26 protein-coding genes are annotated in these 26,181 nt (G+C 69.5%); 9 read left to right on the top strand and 17 right to left on the bottom strand.

The annotated features are described in order from the left end of the window. Positions 1-2: 2 nt before the first annotated feature. From NRB56_RS21265 to NRB56_RS21240, 6 genes are all read right to left on the bottom strand, one after another. On the bottom strand, positions 3-2,513 hold the full coding sequence (locus tag NRB56_RS21265; RefSeq protein WP_153344837.1) for an MFS transporter: 2,511 nt from the start codon (positions 2,511-2,513) through the stop codon (positions 3-5). Positions 2,514-2,739: 226 nt separating this feature from the next. After that, the gene (locus NRB56_RS21260) at positions 2,740-3,579 is read right to left on the bottom strand and encodes a DUF72 domain-containing protein (protein WP_319943304.1); all 840 of its coding nucleotides are present in this window, start codon (positions 3,577-3,579) and stop codon (positions 2,740-2,742) included. Between the two features lie 42 nt (positions 3,580-3,621). After that, positions 3,622-5,178, bottom strand: a complete 1,557-nt coding sequence (locus NRB56_RS21255) for a hypothetical protein (RefSeq protein ID WP_153344835.1) — start codon at positions 5,176-5,178, stop codon at positions 3,622-3,624. Between the two features lie 185 nt (positions 5,179-5,363). Beyond that, positions 5,364-5,570, bottom strand: coding sequence for a hypothetical protein (locus NRB56_RS21250; protein WP_153344833.1), 207 nt, complete (start codon positions 5,568-5,570; stop codon positions 5,364-5,366). Between the two features lie 161 nt (positions 5,571-5,731). Beyond that, positions 5,732-7,603: a long-chain-fatty-acid--AMP ligase FadD32 gene (gene fadD32, locus NRB56_RS21245; protein ID WP_319943355.1), complete on the bottom strand. Its 1,872-nt coding sequence runs from the start codon at positions 7,601-7,603 to the stop codon at positions 5,732-5,734. A 127-nt stretch (positions 7,604-7,730) separates the two neighbouring features. Then, complete coding sequence (locus tag NRB56_RS21240; protein WP_153344829.1) at positions 7,731-8,975, bottom strand: KasA/KasB family beta-ketoacyl-ACP synthase; 1,245 nt, start codon at positions 8,973-8,975, stop codon at positions 7,731-7,733. Between the two features lie 300 nt (positions 8,976-9,275). On the opposite strand from NRB56_RS21240, the gene NRB56_RS21235 reads away from it, so the two are divergent. Continuing rightward, positions 9,276-10,280 (top strand): acyl-ACP desaturase, encoded by a 1,005-nt coding sequence (locus NRB56_RS21235; RefSeq protein ID WP_319943303.1) that lies wholly within the window; start codon positions 9,276-9,278, stop codon positions 10,278-10,280. A 27-nt stretch (positions 10,281-10,307) separates the two neighbouring features. On the opposite strand, the gene NRB56_RS21230 is transcribed toward NRB56_RS21235, so the two are convergent. After that, positions 10,308-11,039: a VIT1/CCC1 transporter family protein gene (locus NRB56_RS21230; protein WP_319943354.1), complete on the bottom strand. Its 732-nt coding sequence runs from the start codon at positions 11,037-11,039 to the stop codon at positions 10,308-10,310. Between the two features lie 221 nt (positions 11,040-11,260). Here NRB56_RS21230 and NRB56_RS21225 point away from each other — a divergent pair, with 221 nt between their 5' ends. Further along, positions 11,261-11,677: a DUF6941 family protein gene (locus NRB56_RS21225; RefSeq protein WP_153344826.1), complete on the top strand. Its 417-nt coding sequence runs from the start codon at positions 11,261-11,263 to the stop codon at positions 11,675-11,677. A gap of 7 nt (positions 11,678-11,684) precedes the next feature. Here NRB56_RS21225 and NRB56_RS21220 read toward each other — a convergent pair whose 3' ends face one another. Beyond that, complete coding sequence (locus NRB56_RS21220; RefSeq protein ID WP_319943302.1) at positions 11,685-12,188, bottom strand: CGNR zinc finger domain-containing protein; 504 nt, start codon at positions 12,186-12,188, stop codon at positions 11,685-11,687. A 26-nt stretch (positions 12,189-12,214) separates the two neighbouring features. Here NRB56_RS21220 and NRB56_RS21215 point away from each other — a divergent pair, with 26 nt between their 5' ends. Both NRB56_RS21215 and NRB56_RS21210 read left to right on the top strand, forming a co-directional pair. Then, positions 12,215-12,415 carry a hypothetical protein gene (locus NRB56_RS21215; RefSeq protein ID WP_153344824.1) on the top strand — a complete coding sequence of 67 codons (201 nt, stop codon included), beginning with the start codon at positions 12,215-12,217 and terminating at the stop codon, positions 12,413-12,415. A 112-nt stretch (positions 12,416-12,527) separates the two neighbouring features. Further along, complete coding sequence (locus tag NRB56_RS21210) at positions 12,528-12,905, top strand: hypothetical protein (RefSeq protein WP_153344822.1); 378 nt, start codon at positions 12,528-12,530, stop codon at positions 12,903-12,905. On the opposite strand, the gene NRB56_RS21205 is transcribed toward NRB56_RS21210, so the two are convergent. Continuing rightward, on the bottom strand, positions 12,859-13,389 hold the full coding sequence (locus tag NRB56_RS21205; protein WP_153344820.1) for a methylated-DNA--[protein]-cysteine S-methyltransferase: 531 nt from the start codon (positions 13,387-13,389) through the stop codon (positions 12,859-12,861). The two genes, NRB56_RS21210 and NRB56_RS21205, sit on opposite strands and share 47 nt — an antisense overlap. Before the next feature lie 213 nt (positions 13,390-13,602). Here NRB56_RS21205 and NRB56_RS21200 point away from each other — a divergent pair, with 213 nt between their 5' ends. After that, complete coding sequence (locus tag NRB56_RS21200) at positions 13,603-14,142, top strand: dihydrofolate reductase family protein (protein WP_153344818.1); 540 nt, start codon at positions 13,603-13,605, stop codon at positions 14,140-14,142. Here the strand turns inward: NRB56_RS21200 and NRB56_RS21195 are convergent. The 5 genes from NRB56_RS21195 to NRB56_RS21175 form a co-directional block, all read right to left on the bottom strand. Then, a complete protein-coding gene (locus NRB56_RS21195; RefSeq protein ID WP_153344816.1) occupies positions 14,121-15,578 on the bottom strand; it encodes a flavin-containing monooxygenase in 1,458 nt (485 codons plus the stop codon). The genes NRB56_RS21200 and NRB56_RS21195 overlap by 22 nt on opposite strands. A 34-nt stretch (positions 15,579-15,612) precedes the next feature. Continuing rightward, entirely contained in the window at positions 15,613-16,083 is a 471-nt protein-coding gene (locus tag NRB56_RS21190; protein ID WP_153344813.1) for a nuclear transport factor 2 family protein, read from the bottom strand. 73 nt (positions 16,084-16,156) lie between these two features. After that, positions 16,157-16,570 carry a pyridoxamine 5'-phosphate oxidase family protein gene (locus tag NRB56_RS21185; RefSeq protein WP_194290925.1) on the bottom strand — a complete coding sequence of 138 codons (414 nt, stop codon included), beginning with the start codon at positions 16,568-16,570 and terminating at the stop codon, positions 16,157-16,159. A gap of 75 nt (positions 16,571-16,645) precedes the next feature. Then, complete coding sequence (locus tag NRB56_RS21180) at positions 16,646-17,470, bottom strand: GNAT family N-acetyltransferase (protein ID WP_153344809.1); 825 nt, start codon at positions 17,468-17,470, stop codon at positions 16,646-16,648. A 99-nt stretch (positions 17,471-17,569) separates the two neighbouring features. Beyond that, positions 17,570-17,824: a hypothetical protein gene (locus NRB56_RS21175; protein ID WP_227838096.1), complete on the bottom strand. Its 255-nt coding sequence runs from the start codon at positions 17,822-17,824 to the stop codon at positions 17,570-17,572. A gap of 328 nt (positions 17,825-18,152) precedes the next feature. Here NRB56_RS21175 and NRB56_RS21170 point away from each other — a divergent pair, with 328 nt between their 5' ends. Further along, positions 18,153-18,686, top strand: coding sequence for a hypothetical protein (locus NRB56_RS21170; protein ID WP_153344807.1), 534 nt, complete (start codon positions 18,153-18,155; stop codon positions 18,684-18,686). 123 nt (positions 18,687-18,809) lie between these two features. On the opposite strand, the gene NRB56_RS21165 is transcribed toward NRB56_RS21170, so the two are convergent. Together NRB56_RS21165 and NRB56_RS21160 are read right to left on the bottom strand one after the other, a co-directional pair. Beyond that, positions 18,810-19,943: an acyl-CoA dehydrogenase family protein gene (locus NRB56_RS21165; protein WP_153344805.1), complete on the bottom strand. Its 1,134-nt coding sequence runs from the start codon at positions 19,941-19,943 to the stop codon at positions 18,810-18,812. 9 nt (positions 19,944-19,952) lie between these two features. Further along, complete coding sequence (locus NRB56_RS21160; protein ID WP_153344803.1) at positions 19,953-21,122, bottom strand: acyl-CoA dehydrogenase family protein; 1,170 nt, start codon at positions 21,120-21,122, stop codon at positions 19,953-19,955. Positions 21,123-21,189: 67 nt separating this feature from the next. On the opposite strand from NRB56_RS21160, the gene NRB56_RS21155 reads away from it, so the two are divergent. Then, positions 21,190-22,143: a hypothetical protein gene (locus NRB56_RS21155; RefSeq protein WP_153344801.1), complete on the top strand. Its 954-nt coding sequence runs from the start codon at positions 21,190-21,192 to the stop codon at positions 22,141-22,143. Positions 22,144-22,439: 296 nt separating this feature from the next. Here NRB56_RS21155 and NRB56_RS21150 read toward each other — a convergent pair whose 3' ends face one another. After that, the gene (locus NRB56_RS21150) at positions 22,440-24,272 is read right to left on the bottom strand and encodes a DEAD/DEAH box helicase (RefSeq protein ID WP_153344799.1); all 1,833 of its coding nucleotides are present in this window, start codon (positions 24,270-24,272) and stop codon (positions 22,440-22,442) included. Positions 24,273-24,336: 64 nt separating this feature from the next. On the opposite strand from NRB56_RS21150, the gene NRB56_RS21145 reads away from it, so the two are divergent. After that, positions 24,337-25,299, top strand: a complete 963-nt coding sequence (locus tag NRB56_RS21145; RefSeq protein ID WP_227838094.1) for a carbon-nitrogen hydrolase family protein — start codon at positions 24,337-24,339, stop codon at positions 25,297-25,299. A 241-nt stretch (positions 25,300-25,540) separates the two neighbouring features. Continuing rightward, entirely contained in the window at positions 25,541-26,179 is a 639-nt protein-coding gene (locus tag NRB56_RS21140) for a phosphoribosyltransferase (RefSeq protein WP_319943353.1), read from the top strand. The last annotated feature ends 2 nt before the right edge of the window (positions 26,180-26,181 follow it).

Here is a 26,181-nt window from a genome sequence, read left to right as displayed (position 1 = left end):
GCTCAGACCGAGGTCTCGTACCCCAGCCACACGTCGTGGGTGACCTCGCCGCCGGTGACGGTGACGGTGCTGCGCACCGGCGGGTAGCCGCGGGCCACGACGGTGTAGTCGCCCTCGGGGAGGTCGGGGACGAGGTAGTGGCCGAGGTCGTCGGTGCGGGTGGCGGCGATCGGTTCGCCGGTGGCGTCCAGGACGGTCACCTCGGCGTCGGGGACCATCCGGCCCTGCGCCCAGGCCGCTCCGGCCAGGACCGCCATCGAGGCCAGTTCCAGGTCGTGACGTAGCAGGCCGGTGTCGGGGACGGTGAGGGTGGCGGCCGCGGGGCGGAGGTGCGGCGCGACGGCGACCAGGGTGTAGTGGCCCGGGACCACGCCGTGGCAGACGTAGCGGCCGTCGTCGCCGGTGACCACCGTGCCGATCACCTCGCCGTGCGCATCGGTGAGGGTGACGGTGGCGCCGGGCAGCGGTTCGCCGCGGCCGGCCGACCGCACCACGCCGGACACCTCGGCGGCACCGGGCAGGGCGACGTCCAGGGTCTGCGCGCGGTCGCCGACGGTCACACTCATCGCGGCCGGGCGGTGCCCGAGCGCGGAGACGATCAGTACGTGGGTGCCGTGATCCGGTGCGGCGATGCGATATTCGCCGTCGGAACGGGCGACCGCGCGGGCCACCTGGCGGCCGTGCGGGTCGATCAGGGTGAGCACCGCGGCCGGGACCGGGTGGCCGTCGTCGCGGCGGATGTGACCGGTGATGGGGTGGCCGTCGTCGAGGCCGGCCGGGGAATCCGGTACGGCCACCGGCGATGTCGCGGACCGCAGCGCGGGGTCGGCCCGCCGGGCCGCGACGGGCTCGACGGCGAGCGTGGCGGGCTCGGGGCGGTCCGCCGCGGGGTCGGCGCGCGATTCCTCACGGACCGGGACGTCTTCGCTCGCGTGCACCGGAAGATCTTGCAGGGGAATCTCTTTCATGAAGATCAGCACCAGGCACGCGGCCAGCGCGACCCCGGCGCCGGCGTAGAACACGCCCTGCAGGGATTCGGTGAAGCCGATCAGCACCGGACGGCGGACGGCATCCGGCAGTGCGGCGATACCACTGGTGTTGCTCTGCAACCGGCCGAGTTCCGCGCCGTCGAAGCCGGGCGGCAACTGCCCGCCGAACGCGGTGACGATCCGGCGCGGAAGCAGATTGAACATGATGGTGAGGAAGACCGCGACGCCCAGGGTGCCGCCCATCTGCCGGCAGAAGGTCGCGGTCGCGGTGGAGACGCCCATATCCGAACGGGGACCGGCATTCTGGGCGGCGGTGATCAGGGTCTGCATACAGCCGCCGAGCCCGAAGCCGATCACCAGGCTGTAGGCCAGCGGCTGCCACAGCGGGCTGTCGTAGTGCACCTGCGCGTACAGCAGGGCGCCCACCGCGATCACGAAGGTGCCGAGCACCGGCTGGATCTTGTACCGCCCGGTCGTGCGGGTGAGCTGCCCCGCCAACTGGGAGCCGACCATGATGCCCAGTACCAGCGGCAGCATCAGCAGACCGGACTTGGTCGGCGAAAAGCCGCGCACCACTTGCAGATACAGCGGCACCATGGAGATCGCGCCGAACATGGCCACGCCGACGATGAATCCGCCGAGGATCGTCACCGCGAACGTCGAACTGCGGAACAGCCGCAACGGGATCAGCGCCGCCTCGCGCATCAGGAATTCGACGAGGAGGAAGCACAGCAGTCCGGCCACGGCGATCCCGTAGCACAGCAGCGCGCGATGCGAGGTCCATCCCCAGCCCCGGCCCTGTTCGGCCACGACCAGTAACGGCACCACGCAGACGGCCAGCAGCACCGCCCCGAACCAGTCGACCCGGTGCCGCTGGCGTGGGAGCGGCACGTTCAGCACCCGCGCCACCACGACCAGCGCCAGCACGCCGACCGGCACGTTCACCAGGAACACCCAGCGCCAGCCCGACAATCCCCACAGCCGATCGTAATTCGAGAACAGCCCGCCCAGTACCGGCCCGAGCACGGTCGCCGAACCGAACACCATCATGAAGTAGCCCTGGTACCGCACCCGTTCGCGGGCGGGCACGATATCGCCGATGATGGTGAACGCCAACGACATCAGACCGCCGGCTCCCAGTCCCTGGAAGGCCCGGAAGCCGGCCAGCTGGTACATCGAACCGGCGAAGGTGCATGCGGCCGAACCGATCACGAACAGCCCGATCGCCACGAGATAGAACGGTTTGCGGCCGTAGATGTCGGCCAGCTTGCCGTACAGCGGGGTGGAGACGGTGGCGGTGATCAGATAAGCCGTGGTGGCCCAAGCCTGTTCGTCGAATCCGTGCAGGCTGTTGGCGATCTTCACGATCGCCACGCTGACGATGTTCTGGTCCAGGGCCGCGAGGAAGATGCCCAGCAACAGGCCGGAGAGAATGGTGAGAATCTGCCGGTGCGACAGTGACGCGCTCGCATCCGTCACCGGAACGGCCGGCGAAGCCGGTTCCCGGGTCGTCGAATTCGTCATATGCAGGCCTGCTTCGGTTCGCGATGGATGATTGCCGTACTGCGGTCGAGCCGGTCGAGCACACATCGTTCGGGTCGAGCATGATTGCACCGCTGGGACCGAGCGCGATCACGCCGCTCGGATCGAACAGATTGCTTTGCCTGAGGAAACTTCCCACCCCGGAAAATTCACTATAACCGATGCCGGTGTGCCGCAAGCCATCCGGCCGGGACGGGCACCGAGGCGCTCAGAACAGCGTCATCGGCCCGGTCGGCGCCGGTTCGGGCAGCGGATCGAGGCCGGGGACTTCGGCCACCACCTCGGCGTGGAACAGGCGGGCCAGCGACAGTGATTCGGCGTTGTCGGGCGTATGGATGAATATCGTCGGCGACCGGCCCTCGCGCAGCCAGCCGGCGACCGTGGTCACCCAGGGCCGCCAGCCGGCGACGGTCGCGCCGCGGTCGTCGCGGCCGATGTAGCGCACGATGGGGTGGTCGGTCAGCGCGTGGGTACGCCGGGGCAGCCGCGGCTTCTTCGACCACGCGTCCAGCTCGGCGGGGCTGCCGGCCCGCTCGGCGAACAAGACCGTGGTGTCGAACGGCAGCCATTCCGCGCCCGCCCGGCCGAGCAACAGCTCCAGCCGCTCACGGGACCGCGGATCCTCGAAGAAGGCCGGATGCCGGACCTCCACCGCGGTCCGGTACCCGTCCGGCAGTCCGCGCAGCAGCGTCCACAACGCGCCGAGGTCGGTCGGCCCGAACGAGGCGGGCAGCTGCACCCACAGTGCGTGCAGCCGCGGACCCAGTGGTTCGACGGCCGCCAGGAACTCGCGCAGTTCCGGCTCGGCGTCGCGCAGGCGCCGCTCGTGGGTTACCGCGCGCGGCAGTTTCAGCACGAACCGGAAATCGGGCGCGGTCTGCCGGGCCCAGGACTCGACGGTCTTCGCGGTGGGGGTGGCGTAGAAGGTGGTGTTGCCCTCGACCGCGTTGCACCAGTTCGCGTAGCCGCGCAGGCGTTCCCGTGGGTTCGGTTGCCGGTCCTGCCAGGCCGGGTGCGTCCACTGCGCACATCCCACGTGAAGCTCCACCGGATCGACCCTACTGCCCGGCCCCGGCGCCCCGGCGCGGTGTCAGGATTGCGCGGGCTCCTCGGCGACGGCCCGGCGGGACCGGGTGGGCCGGCTGTTCTGCCGGAAGAACAACACGTTCTCGCCCGAGTCCGACAGCGGACGGGACCGACTCTCCTGCCGGATCCCGCTGCCCGGCAGATGGGTGAGCTTGGCGAACATGGCGGTGTTGCCGAAGGCGGCGCGCACCTGGGTCTCCGACGCGTAGTCGGCGCCGTACTCGGCCAGTGCCGCGAAGTCGATGGGCGCCAACGGCTGGTCGAGGTCCGAGTATCCGGCCGGGCGCCCCAGCGCGGCGTAGTTGGTCGCGGAACCGTCCCGATACCAGCACAATTCGTACGCCAGGCCCTCCGTGCTGTTCACCGCCAGGACCGGCCACTGCTGCGAAAGCCGCAGTGCCAGTGGATGTCTGCCCAGCGGGGTGAGCTCCCAGAACAGGCTCTTGACCGCGACCCAGTTGCCGCCCGCACGCTCCACCAGCACCACGTCGTCACCGAGTTGCGCGGCGGTGTTCAGCTCGGGATCCGGCATGCCCCAATGGGATTTGTGCACGCCCAGGAAGGCGGTGCTGCCGACCGGATAGGCCCCGGCGTCGGCGTACGCCTCCAGCACGGCGGCCCGCACCAGGCCCACCGCGTCCGGTTCCGCGCACAGCACGGTCAGCGCGCCGAAGGAGTCGGAGATCTCCACCGGCTTGGACGGCGGGTCGGCGAGCGCGCCCGCGGCCAGCGGCTTGAGCCCGATCAGGCCCAGCTTCCAGTTGACCTCCTCGATGGTGGTCAGATCGCCGTCGGTCTGGTACAGGATCTGCTGCTGGGTGAGATAGCCGGCCCGCTCCAGGGTCTGACAGTCCAGTTTCGCCAGTGCCGCCTGGGTCTTGCTGGTGAAGTCGATCTCCTCGATGCGCGTCTCCCGCAGCCGGGTGGTCATCGCGGGCGAGGTCCACGCCGCGTACCGCTCCCGATAGGTGGCCAGCGCCTGTTTGCGCTGACGGCCGATCATCAAGGTGCGCAACAACAGATTGAGGCTGGACAGGTAGCGGGCCGCCTGATCCGGATTCGCGGCGAACAGGCCGGCGCGGATGCGCACCGCCTCCTCGCTGGCCGCGACGGCGGTGTCCGGATCGAGCCGGATCAGCCACACACCGCACTTGGACAGCCCGTCGGCGCAGACCGCGGCCGCCGCCGGATACTGCCGTGCCACAACGCGATACGCGTCGCAGGCCTTGCGGATGGTCGCGGTCGCCAGCTCGCGGTGGCCGATGGTGCGCGCGGCCTCCTCGAACAACCGCAGCGCCTCCTGGACCTGTCCGGCGAACTGGGCCGACACCTGACCGCCGACCAGGTGCCGCAACCGGATCAGCACCGCCTCCTGCGCGGGCTCCAGCGCGGCGGGCGCGCGGTCGCGATCGGACCCGTTGCTCTTGGTAACGATGAAGGCCCGGGCCAGTTCGCACAGGGAGGTGGCCAGGCGCAGGTCGGCCTCGACGGTCCGTTCCTGGGCCGCGGTCCGCCGATCGTCGGCGACCTGCTGTTCGATCGCACTCAGCTCCACGGCCATACCAAACTCCCGCAATGTGGACACGGTCGTCGGCCCGGCCGCATCGTGCCTGCCGAGTCTGCCACAGATGCGGCCCGGTCAGCACACCGAACGAGCGGGTACGGTGCGGGCTGAACGGTTCAGCCGGACCGGCGCTGAGGATCAGCCGGAACGGCGGCGGAGATCAGCCGGAACGACGGCGGGGATCAGCCGGAACGGCGGCGCCGGGAGCTGTCGGGGACGAGATGTCCCGCGCTCACCAACGCCTCGTAGGCGGCGCGCTTGTTGCGACAGCTGTCCGTGCCGCAATCGGCGTGGACCTGCATGACGCGGTGTGCGCGCTCGAGCGTCAGCGGCCGGATCGGCGACGAATGTGCCGCCACCGCAAGCAATTCGGCTAACGGGTAATCCATATGGCCAGCCCCTCGTGCCGTCACTCGGAACCTGAATTAGCTCTATGTTAGCTCACGATTCGGCGAATCCGCTGGGGACAGGCGCGGACACTCGCGTGTCCGAAAGGCAAGGCGCGCTGGTGGCTACGCATTCGCGCCACCAGCGCGCCGGGAACGGTGGATCAGTCCGTCGCGTCCGGGAAGGACTGCTGCCGATGGCTGCCGCGCAGGCTGCCCTCCAGATACGCGGTGCGGCAGGCGCCCCGGGCCAGTTTGCCGCTGGAGGTCCGCGGGATCGAGCCCGCCGGCACCAGCAGCAGATCCCGCACGGCGAGCCCGTGCAGCCGCGCGATCGCCGTCCGCACCGCCTCGACGATGGGTTCGGGGTCGGCCTTCGCGGCGCCGCTGCCGCGTTCGGCCACGATCACCAGCTGTTCCCCGACGGCGTCGGCCGAACCGTCACGGGCCTCCTCGGGCAGTTCGTCGACCGCGACGGAGAACGCCGCGACGAAGCCGGGGCGCAGGCCGGTCGACGCCTCCTGCGCCGTGTTCTCCAGATCGAGCGGATAGTGGTTGCGGCCGTCGATGATCACCAGATCCTTGACCCGGCCGGTGATGAACAGCTCGCCGTTGTGATAGGCGCCCAGATCGCCGGTGCGCATCCAATCACCGTCCGCGGCAACACCTTCGGCGTGGCTGACCGGCTGCCGGCCGAGGAGCTCGTTGCGGAAGGTGGCCTCGGACTCCTCGGGTCTGCCCCAATAGCCGATGCCGAGATTGTTTCCGTGCAACCAGATTTCGCCGATGTCGCCGTCGGGCAGCTCGGAACCGGTGGCCGGATCGACGATCGCGCCCCATTCCGAGCGGGCCATGTATCCGCACGACACCTGCGCCACCGCGCTGTCGGCGTCGGCGTCCACCTCGACCATGCGCCCGGCGTTCAGTTCGGCGCGATCGACGTAGATCACCTTGGGCTCGTCCTGGATCCGCTGCGACGACACGAACAGTGTGGCCTCGGCCATGCCGTAGCACGGCATGATCGCCGTCTTCGGCAGCCCGAAGGCCACGAACGCGTCGTTGAACTTCTTCATCGAGGACGGCGAGACCGGTTCACTGCCGTTGATGATGCCGATCACATTCGACAGGTCGAGCGTGTCGCCGCCCTTCGGCAGGCCGCGCAGCGCCGCGTGCTCGAACGCGAAATTCGGTGCGGCGGAGAAGATCGCGGCGCCGTCGTTGGCCTCGGCGCTCATCGCCCACAGCCAGCGGTACGGCCGCCGCACGAACGCGCTGGGCGACATCAGCGTGACCGAACCGGCCCGCACCACCGGCAGGATCACGAACAACAGGCCCATGTCGTGGAACAACGGTAGCCAGCTGACCCCGGTGGTCCCCTCCTGGAGGTCGAGCGCGTCGATCATCTGCAACAGGTTGGTGCCCACCGACCGATGCGTGATCTCGACGCCCGTCGGGGTCCGGGTGGAGCCCGAGGTGTACTGCAGATAGGCGACGCTCTCGTTGTCGATGTCCGGCCGCGCCCACTGCCCGGCGACGCTGTCGGGGATCGCGTCGACGGCAATCACCCGGGGCCGCCGGGCCGCCGGATAGGCGGCGAAGAACTCGCGGACCCCGGCCGCGGAACCCGCCGTGGTGAGGATGGCGATCGGCGTGCAGTCGCGGAGCACCGTGTGCAGCCGATCGATGTGCCCGGGCTCGCCCGGATCGAACAGCGGCACCGCGATGTTGCCGGCGAAGACGGCGGCGAACAGCGACACGACGTAGTCCAGGCCCTGCGGCGCCAGAATCGCCACCCGCTCACCCGGTTTCGTGACCTGTTGCAGCCGGGCCGCCACCGCTCGTGCGCGCCGGGCGAACTGCGCCCAGGTGAGCTCGTGCACCTCACCGTCGCGCTCGCGCGAATAGTCGATGAAGCGGTAGGCGAGCAGGTCGCCGCGCTCGGCCGCGTTGCAGTCGACGAAATCGATCATGGTCCATTCGCTCTGGACCACGATATTGCCCGATTCGTCCAAGAAGTCTTCAAATGTCTCGCCGATCATTTCCTATCCTTTTTCACGCACGGCTCTCGGCCGGACGATGACACGAAAACGAACACAGATCGACACCGGAGTCCGAAGGGTAGCAGGAGTTCGGCGACGTGCGGGCGGCGTTTCCCGATGCTACTCAATATCGCCCGAAGGCCAGGGAGACGTTGTGGCCGCCGAAGCCGAAGGAGTTGTTGACGGCATAGTCGATACGACCGGGCCTGGCCTGCCCGGATACGATGTCGAGATCTATTTCCGGATCCTTGTTGTCCAGATTCAGTGTGGGCGGGACGATTCCGTCCCGAATGGTCAGAACGGTCAATACCGACTCCAGCGCGCCCACCGCGCCGATGGAATGTCCGAGAGCCGATTTCGGCGCGTACACCGAGGCGTGCGAGCCGATCGCGGACGAGATCGCGCGCGCCTCGGCGGTATCGCCGATCGGCGTTCCGGTGGCATGCGCGTTCACATGCGCCACATCGCGTTTCGACAGGCCCGCGGTTTGCAGTGCGCGGGTGATCGACCGCGCCGCGCCGCGGCCCTCCGGATCCGGCGCCACCAGATGGAATCCGTCGGACGTGACGCCCGCGCCGAGCAGCCGCGCGATGATGTTGGCGCCGCGCGCCTTGGCATGCGCCTCGGTCTCGATGACCATGAGCGCCGCCGCCTCGCCGAAGACGAAACCGTCACGCGCCGCGTCGAACGGGCGGGAGGCCCGCTTGGGATCGTCGTTGCGGGTACTCATCGCCCGCATCATCGAGAACGCGGCGATCGGCAGGGCCTGGATCGAACCCTCCACGCCGCCGGTGACGACCATGTCGGCGTCGCCCATGACCACCATCTTCCAGGCGTTGGCGATCGCCTCCGAACCCGAGGAGCAGGCCGAGACCGGCGTGGAATACCCCGCCTTGGCACGGAGTTCGATGCCGACGGTCGCCGCGGGGCCGTTCGGCATGATCATCGGCACGGCCAGCGGCCGCACCCGCCGATAGCCGCTCTTCTCCATCCGGAGGTGGGATTCGATGAAGACCTCGGCGCCACCGAGCCCGGTCCCGATCGATACGCCCAGCCGCTCCGGATCCACCTCCGGGCGACCGGCGTTGCTCCACACCTCCCGCCCCAGGACCAGCGCCATCCGCTGCAAGTAGGAGTGCCTGCGGTACTCCTCGATCGGCAGCAGGGTGTCGGGATTCACCTTGAGGTGCCCGCCGATTCGCACCGGCAGGCCGAACCTGTCCACGAAATCGTCCTCGAGGACGTCGATGCCGCTCTCTCCGTTGAGCAGGCCCTTCCACGTGGAGTCGACATCGCCGGCGATCGACGTTGTTGCCGCGACACTGGTGACGACGACATCTGGATAGCGCATGGTGCTGGAAATCGTCATGCTCGGCTCACTTTCGGTGGCAACACTGCGGCGAATACACACTGAGGGTGGCGCCGAATCCGGCGAAAGCGGTTGGAAGCGGACACCTCCAGGCCGCCGCCCGGACCATCGGGGACACCTTCAACAGGAGCTTCATCCTCTTTATTGCGACGCGCCCCGGACCCTTACCGGGATCGGCCATGACCGGTCTACATTATCGTGGCGAAGCTTGCGGACCCAACCGCATGACACGCAGCAACCGGGTCGCTACGTCGAATGCATCAGCGTCGACCGCCGATCCGAGCGAGGAAGGGGTGAATCGTGGCCAGGAATCTGACGCAGCTCGAACTACTGATCGAGCTGGAAGCCGTGGCCGAGCAGAACGTGAACCGCCACCTGTCGATGGCGAAGGAATGGCATCCACACGACTATGTGCCGTGGGACGAGGGCCGCAACTTCGCCGCGCTGGACGGAACCGATTGGGAGCTGGGGCAATCCAAGCTCAACGAGGTGGCCCGCGCGGCGATGATCACGAATCTGCTGACCGAGGACAATCTACCCTCCTACCACCGCACCATCGCCGAGGGCTTCTCCCGCGACAGTGCCTGGGGCACCTGGGTGAATCGCTGGACCGCCGAGGAGAATCGGCACGGCATCGCGATTCGCGACTACCTCGTGGTCACCCGCAGCGTCGATCCGGTCGAACTCGAGAACGCCCGCATGGTCCACATGACCAACGGCTACAGTCCCTACACGCTGGTTCGCCGGCAGGGGCGACCGGACCTGCTGATGAACACCGGTCTGCTGCAATCGGTCACGTACGTCACCTTCCAGGAACTGGCCACCCGCGTCAGTCACCGCAACACCGGCCGGGTCTGCGACGAGGCGAACGCCGACCGCCTGTTGCAGCGGATCGCCGCCGACGAGAACCTGCACATGATCTTCTATCGCAACGTCTGCGGCGCCGCACTGGATCTCGTGCCGGAGCAGGCGATGCCGGTGGTGAAGGACATCATCATGCAGTTCCAGATGCCCGGCGCCGGTATGCCGAACTGGCGGCGCAACGGCGTGCTGATGGCCAAGCACGGCATCTACGATCTGCGCCAGCACCTCGAGGAGGTGCTCTGGCCGGTGCTGCGCAAGTGGCAGGTGTTCGAGCGCAACGACTTCGGGCCCGCCGGCGAGGCGGCGCGGGAGGAACTCGGCGAGTTCCTGGAGAACCTGAAGCGCGACTGCGAACGCTTCGAGGAACAGCGCGACCGCTCGCTGGCGCGGGAGGCCGCGCGGCGGGAGAAGGCCGCCGACCTGGTGAGCACCCGGGTCTGAGAGTTCCCGGCGCACAACGGGTTCCGGTCAGACCACGAGGCCGACCGCCCGTCCGATGAGATAGGTGGTCGCCATCGCCAGCGCGCCACCCACGAGCACCCGCATCGTCGCCCGCGCGATCGGCGCCCGGCCCAGCCGCGCGCCGGTCGCGCCGGTCACGGCCAGTGCCGCCAGCACCGCCGCGATCGTGACCGGTAGCCGCACGGCGACCGGCAGCAGGATCGCCAGCAGCGGCAGCAGCGCGCCCAGCGTGAAGGACAGCGCCGACGATCCGGCGGCCTGCCGGGGATCGGTGAGATCCGTGGGGTCGATACCCAGTTCGGCCTCGGCGTGCGCGGTGAAGGCGTCCAGCGCGGTGAGTTCCTCGGCCACCTTCCACGCGGTGGCGGGGCTGAGCCCCTTGCCCTCGTAGATGGCCGCGAGTTCGGCCAGTTCCAGTTCGGGCTGTTCGGCGAGTTCGCGGCGCTCGACGGCCAGCAGGGCCCGCTCGCTGTCGCGCTGGGTGCTCACCGACACGTATTCGCCCAGCGCCATCGAGACCGCGCCAGCCACCAGACCGGCGGCGCCGGCGGTCAGGATCGCGGTCTGATTCGTCGTCGCCGCGGCCACACCCACCACGATGCCGGCGACCGAGACGATGCCGTCGTTGGCGCCGAGTACGCCCGCGCGCAGCCGATTCAGCCGGCCGGACAATCCGTCGCCGTGCGGTTCCGCAACGGGCCGGGAATCCGCGCGCGACGCCGTTCCGGCATTTCCGATCTCGGTACGAACACTCACCTGCACGCCGTCACGGTAACGTTTTCCGGCGCCCGCCACCAGCAAAGAAAGGCTTGCCGAAATTAGGTAAGGCTCGCGAAAACATTGTAAGGCAAGGGTTTACAAACCCGATTTTCCGCCTTTCCCGCGCACCGGCGAGCGCGGCGACCGGACTGTGGTTAGTCTGCGCACGGGCCAGTCCCCGAACAGGAAGGTGTTGTCCAGTGAAGATCTCGGTACTCCTCGCCGACTCCGCGCAGGCCGGTACGGACGGCAAGGTGCACGCGCTCGGCATCGGATGGTCGACCATCGGCACCCCGACGGCGCCGATGTCGGTGATCGTGCTGTCGGATCTCGACGACGAGGATCGCGAGGAGCAGTACAGCTTCACGGTGACGTTGTGCGACCGGGACGGCGCCGCATACGAATTCGAGACCGAGACGGGCAAACACTCACTCTCCCTGAACATCACGCTCCCTGCTCCGCCGCCGAACGGCGTCCCCGGCGCGCGCCGGCTGGCCGCCGTGGCCAATCTCGGGCCCGGCCTGCTGCTGCCGCCGGCCAGCTACCACTGGGTCGCCGAGGTGACCGGCTCCGGCCTGCGGGGCAGCACGATGTTCACGGTGGTCCCGCAGGACTGAGCGGGCGTCAGCGCATCGCGGCTCGCGACCGGTGCTCCGCCACGTGCACGCGGGTGGAGCATCGGGTCGAGCAGAATCGCCGCCGGCCGTTGCGCGAGGTGTCGACGAACACGAGACGGCAGCCCGGCCGGGCACAGCGCCCGATCCGGCCGGGATCCTCGCAGAACAGGCTCGCCAGGCCGGCGGCGGTGTAGGCCTTCACCCGTTCGTCCAGTGGGGCGTCCTCGAGCGCGTAGTGCAGGTGCGGGGGCCTGCCGTCGTGGGTGGAAATGTAAGGGCGGCTGGTGGTTTCGGCCAGCAGCGCGTTGAGCGGGGCGATGCCCGGCGCGGTGAAGATCGCGTCGAGCCGGGCGATCCAGTCCCGCAGCGCGGTCCGTTGCCGCTCGTCCAGGGCTCCCAGTGGCCGGTATCCGAAATCGCCCAGCAGCGCGATCGGGTCCGCGTCCGGCCCGGCGTTGACGAGCAGGGCGGCCAGTTCCGCGGCGGATCCGCCGTAAGGGTTGAGATGCACTGACCCATTACATCAGGGTGGAGGACATGATTTCCAGCAGTCCCGCCCCCGAAACCGGTCCGCTCACGTGTCCGTCCTGCGCCTGGCCCGCTCCCACGGTCGTGTCGGCGCACGGATCCGCCCGCTACCTGCGGTGCGTCTGCGGCCGGTGGCTGATCGAGCACGCGGGCGTCCTCGTCGCCGTGGCCGGCGGCAGCGCGTTCGATACCGTCGCCGGCCGCCGCTGACCACCCGCCACGGGCCGGAATCCGCTACTACCGACCGGTATTCGCCGTGTGGCCGGGCGGCCGGGTGGCTCGCTGCCTAGACTCTCTGGACCGGCAGGAAAGGGATCTCGGTATGGAGACCGTCATCACGCAGGTCGCGGTCGAGGGCAAGCGGCTCATCGATGCGGCGTGGCTGGGCAGGATCAGCCGGGCCGAAGCGGTGCACATGTTCGTGCAGTTCGGCGACGGATTGATCCAGCAGGAGACGGCCGAGGACATCGTCGACGACGGATTGGCATGGCTGGACGCGCATTCCGCGCGACTGCGGCTGCTCGGCTGGTGCACGGTGCTGGAGGTGCCGCTGTTCGGCGCGCTGGTGTTGATGAGCGTCCGCGCGGGCGAGTACGCCGCGGCCGGTGTGGCATTGCTGCTGCTGGCCGCCCTGCAGTACGTCCACCGGCGGTTCACCCCGCATCCGACCCCGATCCTGCGGCGGCGAGTGCGGCGCTGAGCCGCTCCCCTCGTTCGAGGTCGAGGAGGAGGCGTTTGTGTTCCAGGCCGCCCGCGTAGCCGTGCAGCGATCCGTCCCGGCCGATCACGCGATGGCACGGGCGGACGATCATCAGCGGGTTGGCGCCGTTCGCCGCGCCGACGGCCCGGACCGACCGCGGTGAGCCGATCCGCTCGGCGATATCGCTGTAGGTGACGGTGACGCCGTAGGGGATGGCGTCGAGGGCCTGCCACACCCGATGCTGGAAAGCGGTGCCGGACACCGCGAATTCGAGATCGAATTCCCGCCGCTCCCCGGCGAGGTACTCCGACAGTTGCGCGACGACGGGAGCGAACGCGTCCGCGTCCGGCGTCCAGTGCGGCGAGACGGCCGTGCGCCGGCCGCCGGCCATCGCGATCGCGCTCACCGCCGCCCCGGCCGAGGTCCGTTCACCGACGAGCAACAGTTCACACAGGGGGCTCCGCCACGTCGTGTAGATGGTCATGCAGCCATGCTGCCCCACCACACCGATTCGGGCTGGCGGTAATCGGACGTCGAGCCCGGCGACCCGTGGCGCGTGGACCTGCGACGATCGGCCGCGGGCCGCGGATTTCCGGCTACGGGCACGATTTCTCCCCGCGCACCGATCAATTCGCGTGCGCCGCACCGTCCTACCGGTGGGCATCCGCCCCGCCCTCCGACAGAGAGCCAGCACACCATGCGAACCTTGTGCGCCGCGGCGTTCCTCAGCTTCGACGGTGTCGCCGAATCCCCCGGCGACTGGATGCGGCCCTACCTGACCCCCGCGATCGACGAGGAGATGCTGGACCTGCTCGACGAGTCCGAGGCATTCCTGTTCGGCCGCAACACCTTCCAGGAGATGGCCGGCCGCTGGCAGCACAGTTCCGGGCCGATGGCCGACCTCTACAACGCCACCCCGAAATATGTGGTGTCGAACACCCTGCGCCTGCCGCAGTGGCGGAATTCGCGGGTGCTCGCCGATCCGGTGACCGATGGGGTGCGCGAGTTGAAGGCCGGGGGCGAGGGGCAGCTGCTGGTCATCGGCAGTCCCGAACTGGTCCGGCGGCTCACCGCGGCCGATCTGATCGATGAGTACCGCTTCCTGCTGGCGCCGCTGATCCTCGGCAAGGGCAAGCGACTGTTCCCCGACGGAATCCATCTGCCGCTGACGCTGGCCGACGCCAAGATCTACGAATCCGGCGTCACCCAGCTGCGCTATACGCCGGCGCGCTCCTGAGCCCGGACCGGTTTCAGCGTCCGGCCCATCCGGGTGCGCAACGTGGTCGCCGCGTCCAGCAGATAGTTCTGCCGCACCCGCCACGGCCGCCGATCGCCCTGCCGCGGGAAATCACCGATCGAACGCTGGATGTAGCCGGAGCTCAGCTCCAGCAGCGGATGTTCGCGCAGCGGCCCGTCCGGCTGCGGCACCACGGCCCGGTATCCGCGACGGTCGGCGTACGCCAGCACCCGGCACACCAGCCGCGAGGTGAGGTCGGCGCGCAGCGTCCAGGACGAATTGGTGTAGCCGATGCAGACCGCGAAATTGGGGACGCCGGTGAGCATCGCGCCCTGCCAGACGTAGTGCTCCGGCAGTCGCACCGGCTCGCCGTCCACGGACAGCGTGATGCCGCCGAAGGCGAGCAGCCGCAGTCCGGTCGCGGACACCACCACATCGGCGGGCAGCGTGCGGCCCGAGGCCAGCCGGATGCCCTCGGGCACGAACCGGTCGATGTGATCGGTGACCACCTCGGCCCGGTCCCGCTTCAGCGCCTTGAAGAAGTCGGCGTCGGGGATCGCGCACAGTCGCTGGTCCCAGACGCCGTAGCGAGGGGTGAAGTGCTCGGCGACCAGTCGTTCGTCCTTCAGGATGCGGGTGGCCAGGCCGGTCAGCAGCCGCCGCGCGGATTCCGGGCGACGCCGGCAGTACTGGTAGAAACCGGCATTGAACAGGATGTTCTTGATTCGGATCAGGCGGTGGGCGGGGCCCGCGGGCAGCAGCGCGCGGATCCGGTCGGCGTACTTGTCCCGGCCGGGCACCGGGGCGATCCAGCTGGGGGTGCGCTGCAGCATGGTGACCCGGCCGGCCGTCTCCGCCATCGCCGGGACCAGCGTGACCGCGGTGGCGCCGCTGCCGATCACCACCACCCGGGCATCGGTGTAGTCCAGATCCGCGGGCCAGAACTGCGGATGCACCATCGTCCCGGCGAAATCCTCGACGCCGGGGAATTCGGGGGCGTGCGGGCGCTCGTAGTCGTAGTACCCGGCGCAGCAGTAGAGGAAGCCGCAGGTGAGGGTTTCGGTCTCGTCCCCGCGCGAGAGCGTCAGCGTCCAGCGGGCCGCCGCGCCGTCCCAGTCGGCGGCGATCACCTTGACGCCGTAGCGGATTCGCCGATCGATGCCGAACTGCTCGGCGGTCTCGGTGAGATAGTCGAGGATCGAGGCGCCGTCGGCGATCGCCTTCGCCGCCCGCCACGGTTTGAACGGATAACCGAGGGTGAACATGTCGGAGTCGGATCGCACGCCGGGGTAGCGGAACAGGTCCCAGGTGCCGCCGAGGGTGTCGCGGCCCTCCAGCACGGCGAAGCTCTTCCCGGGCAGCTCGGTCTGCAGCCGGTAGGCGGCCCCGATCCCGGACAGGCCGGCACCCACGATCACGACGTCGAGATGTTCCATCCCCCCAGTCTGGCCAATGCCGCGCGGTCCGGTGTCAGTGGGTGGCGGCCGGATCCCAGCGGTTGGCGGTGAGGGTGAAGCCGGTCAGCGGGAGCATGCCCTCGTAGAGCCGCTGGTACCCGGTGTGCGTGATCCACCAGCGGTCGCCCGCACGCCGGTAGCGGTCCTCGTAGTAGGCGGCGCCGCGGATGGCCACGCCGTGCTCGGGCACGATGACCGTGTCCTCCAGGCACCAGCTGCCGGTGGCGGTGTCGCCGTCGATCTCGATGATCGGATGGCTGCACACGTGCACGGTGATGATGTTGGCGTCCAGCGCGGTGCGCATGTAGCCGACGATCTCGTCCCGGCCGGTGAAGTGCAGCGGCTGCCCGCCCGACGGCGAGCCGTAGCGGCCGACGGCGTCTTCGGCGAGTGTCTCGCCGAACTCGTCCCAGTTCTTCAGGTCCAGCGCTCGCAGATAGCGGTACTTGAGCGTACGGATCTGCTCCAAGGCAACGAGATCCATGGTCGGCACCTCCTCGTATCGGCCCAGCCACAGAGTAGAACACGTTTCTGTTCTGCGGCCGGGATTCGGAGAGTCAGGACCCGTTCGCGGAGCGCGGCACACCGGCCGCGCCGACCAGTTCGATGCCGGTGACGACGTCGGGGCACATCCGCAGGATCCGCCGCCGGGCGCCGGGCAGCCACGGATCCGTCAGCCGCTCGTACCGGGCGACCTCCTCGTCGTCGCCGACCACCTCGGCCGGACCGGTGAGGATCACGCACCAGCCCAGCTGAGTCTCGTGGTCGATGGTGTCGGCCTCGTAGGCGACCACCTGCCGGTCGGGATACAGCGGGGCGCCGCCGAGGGAGGCGTAGATGATCAGGTCGTCGCCCTCCACGAGATGGTTGGCGGGCCGGATCATCGGCACGGAATGCCGGTTGACGACCATCCGGCCGAAGCGCACCGTGGCGAGCAGTCGCAGCGAATCCCCGTCCGTCAGTTCGCGCATTTCTCGCTCACGGTGGACCGCCATACCCCATTATCCGGCCCGCGGCGGCCGCCGGGGGCGCGTTGCGCGTCCGATCTACGTCACGGCGCCGAAGCGGTAGTGCGCGAATTCGCGAACGGGCCGGTAGCCGATGTCCCGATAGATCTTGTTGGAGGTGGGATTCGCGGCGTCGGCGAACAGGCACACCTCGCACCCGCTGTCGCGCAACCGCTTCGAGGCGTGCGCGGTGACCGCCGAGCCGTAGCCGTGACCGCGCGCTCCGGGCGGCGTGTAGACCGGTCCGATCCGGCTCCAGCCGTCCATCGGGGGCTGCTCACCGGCCACCGACACCGGGACGCCGTCGCGCTCCCACATCCACACCAGACCGTCGGCGATCCGGCCGGGAGCCGCGCCGGGCCGGTAGCCGGCGCCGACCTCCCGATTCATCGCGACCATCCATCGCTCGCACAGCTCGATATCGGATGTCGTGGCGCGCCGGGCGGTTCCGGGCGTCCGCGGGACGCGGAGTTCGCCCAGCCGGTATTGCACCGCGACGGACTCCTGCCGGAAGTCCGTGCCGTGCAGCGTGGTCCACTGCCGGGCGAAATCCGCGGCGAGGTCCGGCGTGCCCTCGACACCGTCGAGATCCGGTGCGCGGCGGGCGAACAGCTCCACCAGGGCGGGGATCGCGGCGGCGGGCAGCGCGCCGAGGTAGGCGCCGTAGCCGCGGGTGCGCATACAGACGCCGGTCACCGCGTCGCCCTCGTGCACCGAGACGAACGTGGTCGCGGTTTCACCGGTGCCGTGCAGCAGTCGCGCCAGCACGGAACCGATCACCGTGTGCCGCAACGGGTCGCGGGACAGGAATGCTCCGGCGCGACGGCGGAACTCGGCCGGATCCTCGGTCGGCTCGATCCTCATGCGGCAGCACGCTAGTCGCGAATGCCGCGCGAGCCCACCGATTTTCGGCGCGTACGGGGAGCAGCGGCCGGGCACGCGGTACGCGCGCCCGGCCGCCGGTCAGGCGTCGCGTTGCTGAGCGTCGGCGCGCAACTTGAGCAGGACCAGGCCCGTGGTACAGGCCAGGATCAGCCCGGCCACCGTGACCATGACTCGCAACTCGGCGATGCCGAGTCCCGCGCCGACCATTCCGCCGAGAAATATCACCCAGGCCACCACCCGGGGTGCCACCGCCCACGCCGAGCGCGGGTACGACACGGCCGACGAATCCTGCTGCGGCATGGCACGCAGCGGAGATGTCGAGAAAGCTCCCATCACCACTCCTCGATGACACCCGACCACCGAGACCCGCGCAGCACGGAAACCATCAACGACAGTGGCGAATGGCGCCCGCGAAACACGGAGTGTCCCTCAGCAAACTTCGGGCGTCTCATGTGTAACGTTGCTCACACGCTACGTCTTCGTGGCCGAATCTCAATGCGACACGTGCCCGCGACACGCGCATGTTATCGATTTGTTATTTGAATCAAGCGTGTTTGAGACAATCGGCGGGTAACGTGCCGCGCATTCCGCCCGTCTGGCCCCGTACACCAGCCTCCGTTATCGTGAGGCCGACTCGAGACAATTGAGGAGCAGTGTACCGATGGATGGCAGCAAGGCGGGCTCGGGTGAACGAGCCGACAAGGTCCCGAACCGCCTGAATGCCGCAGTGGCGGGCCCCGCGCTCGCCGCCGGTGCGATCTCGGTGGGCCTGGTCCTGATCGGCGCCTGCGGCCTCGGGCATCAGGACACCTACGTCGCGCCGCCGCCGCTGAACGCGGATCTGCAGCAGGCGCCGGCGGAGGTCGTCCGCGCGGGGACGACCTCGTCCTTCCAGGTGGTCATCCCGCCCTCGCCGAGCTGGCGGGTCGCCGCGCAGCCGCCGCGGTTGCACACCGAGAGCAGCACGCCCGCCAATCCGTCGGGTCTCGCCGTGGTCGGGCCGGTGCCGGCCGCGCCGGTCGAGGCGGTCCCGACCGCGCAGCAGCCGCTGTACGACAACCTCGCGCCGAATCGCTCCACCTCCCCGAAGCCGACGCCGACGCTGCGCCCCGCGGTCACGCCCCGCGGTGTGGCGCCGACGTCCTCCCCGGCCGCTCCTTCCACCGGCTCGGCACTCATCGATCACTCGCGCTGAATCCGGGGCTCGAGATCGCGCCGCATCACCGGGGTGCGGGCACGAGGCTCTCCCCGCCGGCCGTGCCGGCCCTCGGCGCGAAGTCCATGTCAGTGCCCGCGCCGAGGGCTCGCCGGAGTGCGGTCAGAGTTCGGCCAGTCCGTATCCGGCCACCCGGTCCGTGAGCAGCCGCAGATGCTCGAGGTCCGATCCGAAGGTGCGGCCGATGGCGGTGAGGCGGGCCACGTAGTGGCTCACCGGATATTCGGTGGTGATGCCGATCCCGCCGTGCATCTGGACGGCCTCCTGCCCGATATGCCTGGCACTGCGATCCACCTGCAGTTTGGCGCGCGACGCGATCATCGGATCCGCGGTGCCGTCGGCCAGTGCGGCCGTGGCGTAGTAACTCATGCTGCGGGCCAGTTCCAGCGACACGTACATGTCCGCGGCCCGGTGGGTCAGCGCCTGGAACTTCGACAGGGTCACGCCGAACTGCTTGCGGGTCTTCAGGTATTCGCTGGTCAGTCGTAGCGCCTCGGCCATCGCGCCGACCGCCTCGGCGTTCAGGCTCGCCTGTGCGGCGACGATCGCCGCCGCGATCGCGGCGCTCGCGTCGCCGGCCTCCGGGCCGCCGAGCAGTTCCGCCGGGGCGGAATCGAATTCGACCTGCGCGCCCCGGCGTTCGTCGTAGGTGCGGTACGGCGTGCGCCGCACCCCCTCGGCCGTCGCGGCGACCAGGAACAGGCCGATGCCGCCGCCGGGCAGCCCGGCGCTGACCACCAGCTCGTCGGCGCAATCACCGTGGGCCACCGGGTTTTTCACACCGGTCAGCCGGAATCCGGACCCGTCGGCGACGGCGGTGACCGCCACCTCGTTGTCCGGCCAGCGCGAGCCCGGCTCGTCGTGCGCGAAGGCCAGCAGCCGGGAGCCACCCGCGACCTCCGGCAGGATCCGCTGCCGCTGTTCGGCGGTACCGACGGCGCGCACCAGCCCGCCCGGCAGCAGCACCGCGTCCAGCAGCGGCTCCGGCGCCTGCCGGCGGCCCAGCTCCTCCAGGACGACCATCGTCTCCACCGGCCCCGCACCGGCGCCGCCGTCCTCCTCGTCGAAACTCAGGCCCAGCACGCCCAATTCGGCCAGCTGTGACCAGACCTCACGGCTCCAGCCCGGTTCGGTCTCGAGCGTCTTCAGCCGCGATTCCTGGTCGTAGGCGCGAGCCAGCAGATCGCGCACGGTGGCGCCGAGCAGCACCTGCTCCTCGGTGAGTTCGAAATCCATGTCAGTGCCTCACAATCCGAGGATGGTGGAGGCGATGATGGTGCGCTGCACCTCGCTCGAACCTCCGTAGATGGTGGTCTTGCGGAAATTCAGGTAGGCCGGGCCGGTGCGCTGCGCCCACTCGGGCCCGGCGACGCCGGCTCGCACCGGCAGCGCGTCCGGACCGGCGATGTCCAGCAGCAGTTCGGTGGCCGCCTGCTGCAGTTCCGAACCGCGCATCTTCAGCACCGAGGAGGCCGGATTCGGCTTGCCCTCACTGGAATTGGCGACCACCCGCAGCAATGTCAGCTCCAGGGCCAGCAATTCGTTCTCGACCTCGGCCAGGCGGGCGGCGAACCGCGGATCGTCGAGCAGCGTGCCCGAGCGCGACTTCACCTGCGCGGCATACTCTTTCGCCACCGCGAGCCGGACCTTGGTGCGGCCGACCGCCGTGATGCCGGTGCGCTCGTTGCCGAGCAGATACTTCGCGTAGGTCCAGCCCTGGTTCTCCTCGCCGACCAGCTGATCGGCGGGTACCCGGACGTTCTCGAAGAAGACCTCGTTGACCTCGTGCCGGCCGTCGATCAGCTTGATCGGGCGGATGGTCACCCCCGGCGTCTTCACATCGAACAGCAGCAGGGAGATCCCCGCCTGCCGCTTCGGCGCGCTGGGGTCGGTACGCACCAGGCAGAAGATCCAGTCCGCCCACTGGGCCATCGTGGTCCAGATCTTCTGGCCGTTCACGATGTACGAATCACCGTCGCGCACCGCGGTGGTGCGCAGCGAGGCCAGGTCGGAGCCGGCGTCGGGTTCGGAGAAACCCTGGCACCACCAGATGTCCAGCGCGGCCGTGGCCGGCAGGAACCGCTCCTTCATCTCCTGCGATCCGAACTGGGCGATCACCGGGCCGATCATGTTGGCGTTGAAGGTCAGTGGATCGGGCACGCTGGCCAGCTGCAACTCGTCCTCCCAGAGGTGCAGCTGCATCGGGGTCCAGTTCTTGCCGCCCCATTCGACCGGCCAGCGCGGCACCGCGAGCCCGGCGTCGTTGAGGATCTTGTGCGTGGTGACGACATCCTCCCGGGTGAGGTCCAGGCCGTATTGGACCTTGTCCCGGATCTCCTGCGGGATCTCGGTCCGGTAGAACCGGTTCAAGTCGTCGCGGAAGGCCACCTCTTCGGGTGACAGGGCAAGTTTCATGGCGTCTCCCACCGTGCTCGAATGTCCGCAGTCAAACTTACCTCTCGGTAACCCGAGTCGGGGTCGCATGTCGGACCGGGCGGCCGACCTGCTCGGCCTTACGCCCGGCGAGGACGGCTGGTACGTTGCGGAGCAGGCCGAGCCCGCGATCCACGGGCCCGGTCCCGTAGTGCACGAACAGATGTGGAGCATTCGCGTGAACGGCAGGACCATGGCGCGGCTGGCCGCGACCACCGCCGCGCTCGGTATCGGCGCGGCGGCGGCCGTCGGCAGCACTCTCGCGCAACCCATTCCCACCCCGCTCGACGCCGCGATCGACCGCCTCACCGCGGCCGCCGCCCCCGATCCGGCGAGCCGCACGGCGGTCACCGCCGTCGCGAACGCGGCCGAACTCGTCGCCGCGAGCGGGCTGGATCACATCGCGGGCGGCTTCACCCCGTTCCTGACCCAGGCCACCACCATGGGCTGTGGCCGGGACCTCCCGCTGACCACCACGGTCGTCACCGGAGCCGCGGGCATCCCCGGCCCGGACCGCGGCATCGCCGGCCCGGCAGGCACCATCCGCTTCCAGGCCAGCCCGATGGTGACCGGTTTCCCGATCTCCGCCGGCCTCGCCCTGGCCTGGGTGAACCTCGCCGACGGCCGCAGCGGCATCGCCGAACTCGACGACCTCACCGATTTCGGCACCCCCGCGCTGTCCAAGACCGTCGACACCGGCCCCGGCACCGTGGCCGCCGCCGTCTGGGGCACCATCGACTACCCGGGCCAGCGCTGCGCCCTGACCCCCGCCCTGGGCGTCATCACAGTCGACGCGAACCCCGAAACCAACCCCTACGCCCCACCGACAACCACGGACCCCAACGCCCCGGCCCCGGCCCCCATCTCCCCCGGCCCCGCCACCCCACCACCAACCTCCACCCCGGCACCGGCACCGGCACCGGCACCGGCACCGGACCAGAATCAACCGCCTGCACCCGACAACACCGCTCCCCAAACCGGTTCCGGCGCAACAACAAACTGACCGCCACCCCCCTACCCGAGGCCCCGACCACCCGCACGGCCCCCAGGAATCACGAACCGGGACAGCTGATCCCGAGAGCACATGGGTAACTCCCCGGGTAACTCCCACCCGAGCGGCACCCAGGTGAGACCTGTGACCACCTCCCGAGCTCCCGACTCGTATGGCCTGAAACGCGGAGAGGCGGGCCAGCACATGGGTAACTCCCCAGGTAACTCCCACCCGAGCGGCACCCGGGTGAGACCTGTGACCACCTCCCGAGCTCCCGACTCGTATGGCCTGAAACGCGGAGAGGCGGGTCAGCTGCGGGGTTTGCGGCGGTCGGGGCGTTTGTAGTCCGGGCGCTTGTGCTCGCGGCGGGGGCCGCGGTTGGTGGGGCGGAATCCGGGCGCCCCCTGGTCCGGCTGCAGGTCGATGAGTACGCCGCTGATCCTGGTCTCGCGCAGGGCATCCAGGGTCTCCCGCGACAATTCCGCGGGCAGCTCGACCAGGCTGTGGTCGGGGCGGATGCTGATGTGACCGAAATCGCTTCGGCGCAAACCACCTTCGTTGGCGATGGCGCCGACGATGGCGCCCGGCACCACGCGGTGCCGCTTGCCGACGGAGATCCGGTAGGTCGCCATCTCGACACCGGTGGTGCGGTTGACGCCGGGATCGCGCGGGCCCCGATCCTCGAAACGCCGGTCGCCCGAACGGTCGTCGAAGCCGCGCCCCTCCTCGAACTTGCGCGTACCGCGGTCCCGCCGTTGCGGTTCCGGCTCGGGTTCCATGAAGAAGTTGTCGCCCTCGTGGGCCGAGGCGGCCAGCGCGGCGGCGATGTCGGCGAGCGGGATGTTGTGTTCCGCCTCGTAGTCCTCGATCAGTTTCCGGAACAGCGCCAGATTGTCCGAATTCAGGTTCTCGGTGATCTGGTCGTGGAACTTCACCACCCGCTGCGCGTTCACGTCCTCGACGCTGGGCAGCGGGATCTCGGTCAGCGGCTGCCGGGTGGCCCGCTCGATCGCGTCCAGCAGGCGCCGCTCGCGCGGGGTGACGAACAGCAGCGCCTCACCGGAGCGCCCGGCGCGGCCGGTGCGGCCGATGCGGTGCACGTACGACTCGGTGTCGTGCGGGATGTCGTAGTTGACCACGTGCGAGATGCGTTCCACGTCGAGGCCGCGGGCGGCCACATCGGTGGCGACCAGGATGTCCAGCTGCCCGGACTTCAGCTGGCCGATGGTGCGCTCGCGCTGCGCCTGCGCGATGTCGCCGTTGATGGCGGCCGCCGAATACCCGCGGGCCCGCAGCTTCTCGGCCAGCTCCTCGGTGACCTGCTTGGTGCGCACGAAGATGATCATCGCCTCGAAGGTCTCGACCTCGAGGATGCGCGTCAGGGCGTCGAGCTTGCGCTGATGCGAGACGTACAGGTAGCGCTGGCCGATATTGGTGGCGGTGGTCGTCTTCGCCTTGACCGTGATCTCGACCGGATCCTTGAGGTACTGCTTGGAGATCTTCCGGATCACGCTCGGCATGGTCGCGGAGAACAGCGCCACCTGCTTCTCGGCGGGGGTGTCGCGGAGGATCCGCTCGACGTCCTCCTGGAAGCCCATCTTGAGCATCTCGTCGGCCTCGTCGAGCACGAGGTACCGCAGCTGCGTCAGATCGAGCGTGCCGCGCTCCAGATGGTCGATGACGCGACCGGGAGTGCCGACCACGACCTGGGCGCCCCGGCGGAGCCCGGACAGCTGCACGGCGTAGTTCTGGCCGCCGTACACCGGCAGCACGTGCACGCCGGGCAGATGCGACGAGTAGCGCCCGAACGCCTCGGCCACCTGGATCGCGAGTTCGCGAGTAGGGGCCAGGACCAGCGCCTGCGGCGCCTTGCCCTTGTCGGCCCGCGCCCCGATCCCCATCAGGATCGGGATGGCGAACGCGGCGGTCTTGCCGGTGCCCGTCTGGGCCAGTCCGACCACGTCGGAACCGGCCAGCAGCGGCGGAATCGTCGCGGCCTGGATCGGCGACGGCGATTCGTAGCCGACGTCGGCGATGGCCGCCAGCAGGCGGTCATCGATGCCGAGATCAGCGAAGGACGGGTCGGCGGCGTCCCTCTCGTCGTCGAAGGAAGAAACGCTGTCGACCGGTGAGGTGCTCATATTGGCTAGGATTTTACTGCCTCCCGGTAGCCGCCCCGGACGTCGGGCCAATACCGTGATAGCCATGCAGTACGAACGCGCCACCCCCGAGCCGACGGTGGTCACCGTCACCACCGTGCCGGCACCGGCTGCCGACGACCCGGTCGCGGCGGCCACGGCGGAGCTCGAGTCGGAGATCGCCACCGATCCGGCGCTCCTGCCCGGCGCCTCCGGGCGGACCGTCGTCGCGGTCGTCCAGTTCGCGCCCTACACCGACAAATCCGCCAATCTCGCCGCGCTGCGCGAGCATGTGCGCGAGGCGGCCGCGCTCGGCGCCCGGGTGGTCGTCGCACCGGAATACTCGATGTTCGCGGTGATGCGGCTGGACGATCGCGTACTCGCCGCCGCCGAACCGCTCACCGGCGAGTACGTGACCGGTCTGCGCGGGCTCGCCGCCGAGTTCGGGGTGCACCTGGTGGCCGGCGTCGTCGAGTCGCCCGGCGGCCATGAGCCGGATCACATCTACAACACCCTGGTCGTCGCCGGTCCGGACGCGGATTTCGTGGCCGTGTACCGGAAGGTTCATCTGTACGACGCCTTCGGTTTCAAGGAATCGGACGTGATCCTGCCCGGTGAGATCGCGGAACCGGCGGTCTTCACCGTCGACGGTGTCATGTTCGGCCTGCAGACCTGTTTCGATCTGCGCTTCCCGGAGGGTTGCCGCCGGGTGGCCGCCGCCGGTGCGCACGTGTTGCTGCTGCCCGCGCAGTGGATTCCGGGGCCGGGGAAGGTCGACCAGTGGACCACGCTGCTGCGGGCCCGGGCGATCGAGAACACGGTCTACGTCGTCGCCGCCGACCACGCCGCACCGCGCGGTTCGGGCGCCTCGATGATCGTGGATCCCGGCGGCACGGTGCTCGCCGAGCTCGGCGACGCGCCCGGGGTCGCCGCCGCGGGGATCGACCTGGCCCAGGTCGATCAGGTCCGCACCACCAATCCCAGCCTGAGCCTGCGGCGCTTCGAGATCGTGCCCCGACCTGCCGATTGACCGGTTCCGAGGCATTCGCGCGGGCGTAGACTCGGGGCGTACGGGCGGGGCCCGTTCATTCGGCAGCGCCGCGTTCGTGGTGGTCGTCCGCGCGGGCGACCCGGTGGCACAAACCAATTCGTACGCATGATGCGCGACCCGGCGGGTAATCCGCCGGAAGACTCGAACCCGAGTGGCATCGAGGTGATCCGTGACCGAGCATCGAAGTTCCGGCGCACACGGCCGGCGAGACGCGGCGACCATCGACCCGTATCCGGATCGGGCGGCGGCCGGTCGAGTACTGGGCGAACTGCTGCGGCCGTTGCACTCCGCCGATCCGCTGGTGCTGGGGCTGCCGCGCGGCGGGGTGCCGGTGGCGGCGGCCGTCCGGGCGGAGATCGGCGGCGATCTCGACATTCTGCTAGTCCGCAAGCTGGGGGTGCCGTGGCAGCCCGAGCTCGCCATGGGCGCGATCGGCGAGGACGGGGTGCGGGTGCTCAACGAGGATGTGTTGCGGCATGTCGGGGCAACCGGACAGCAACTCGCGGCGGTCGAGCAGGCGGAAATCGCGGAGCTGGACCGGCGGACCCGGATGCTGCGGGCGGGGCGGGCGCCGATCCCGATCGCCGCGCGCATCGTGGTGATCGTCGACGACGGCATGGCCACCGGCGCGACGATGGCGGCGGCCTGCGAGGTCGTGCGGATGCACCGGCCGCGGCGGCTCGTGGTCGCGGTGCCGGTGTCCTCGCACGAGGCGCTGCAGCGGGTGGGCAGCATCGCCGACGAGGCCGTGTGCCCGCTGGTTCCGGAGATGTTGGGCGGGGTGGGGGCGGTGTACGGCGACTTCCATCAGCTCGCCGACGACGAGGTGCTGGAGTTGCTGCACCTCCCGTCACCGTGACG

This window comes from Nocardia aurantia (assembly GCF_009604425.1).
GTDB lineage: Bacteria > Actinomycetota > Actinomycetes > Mycobacteriales > Mycobacteriaceae > Nocardia > Nocardia aurantia.
This window is presented reverse-complemented; position numbering and strand designations above follow the sequence as displayed.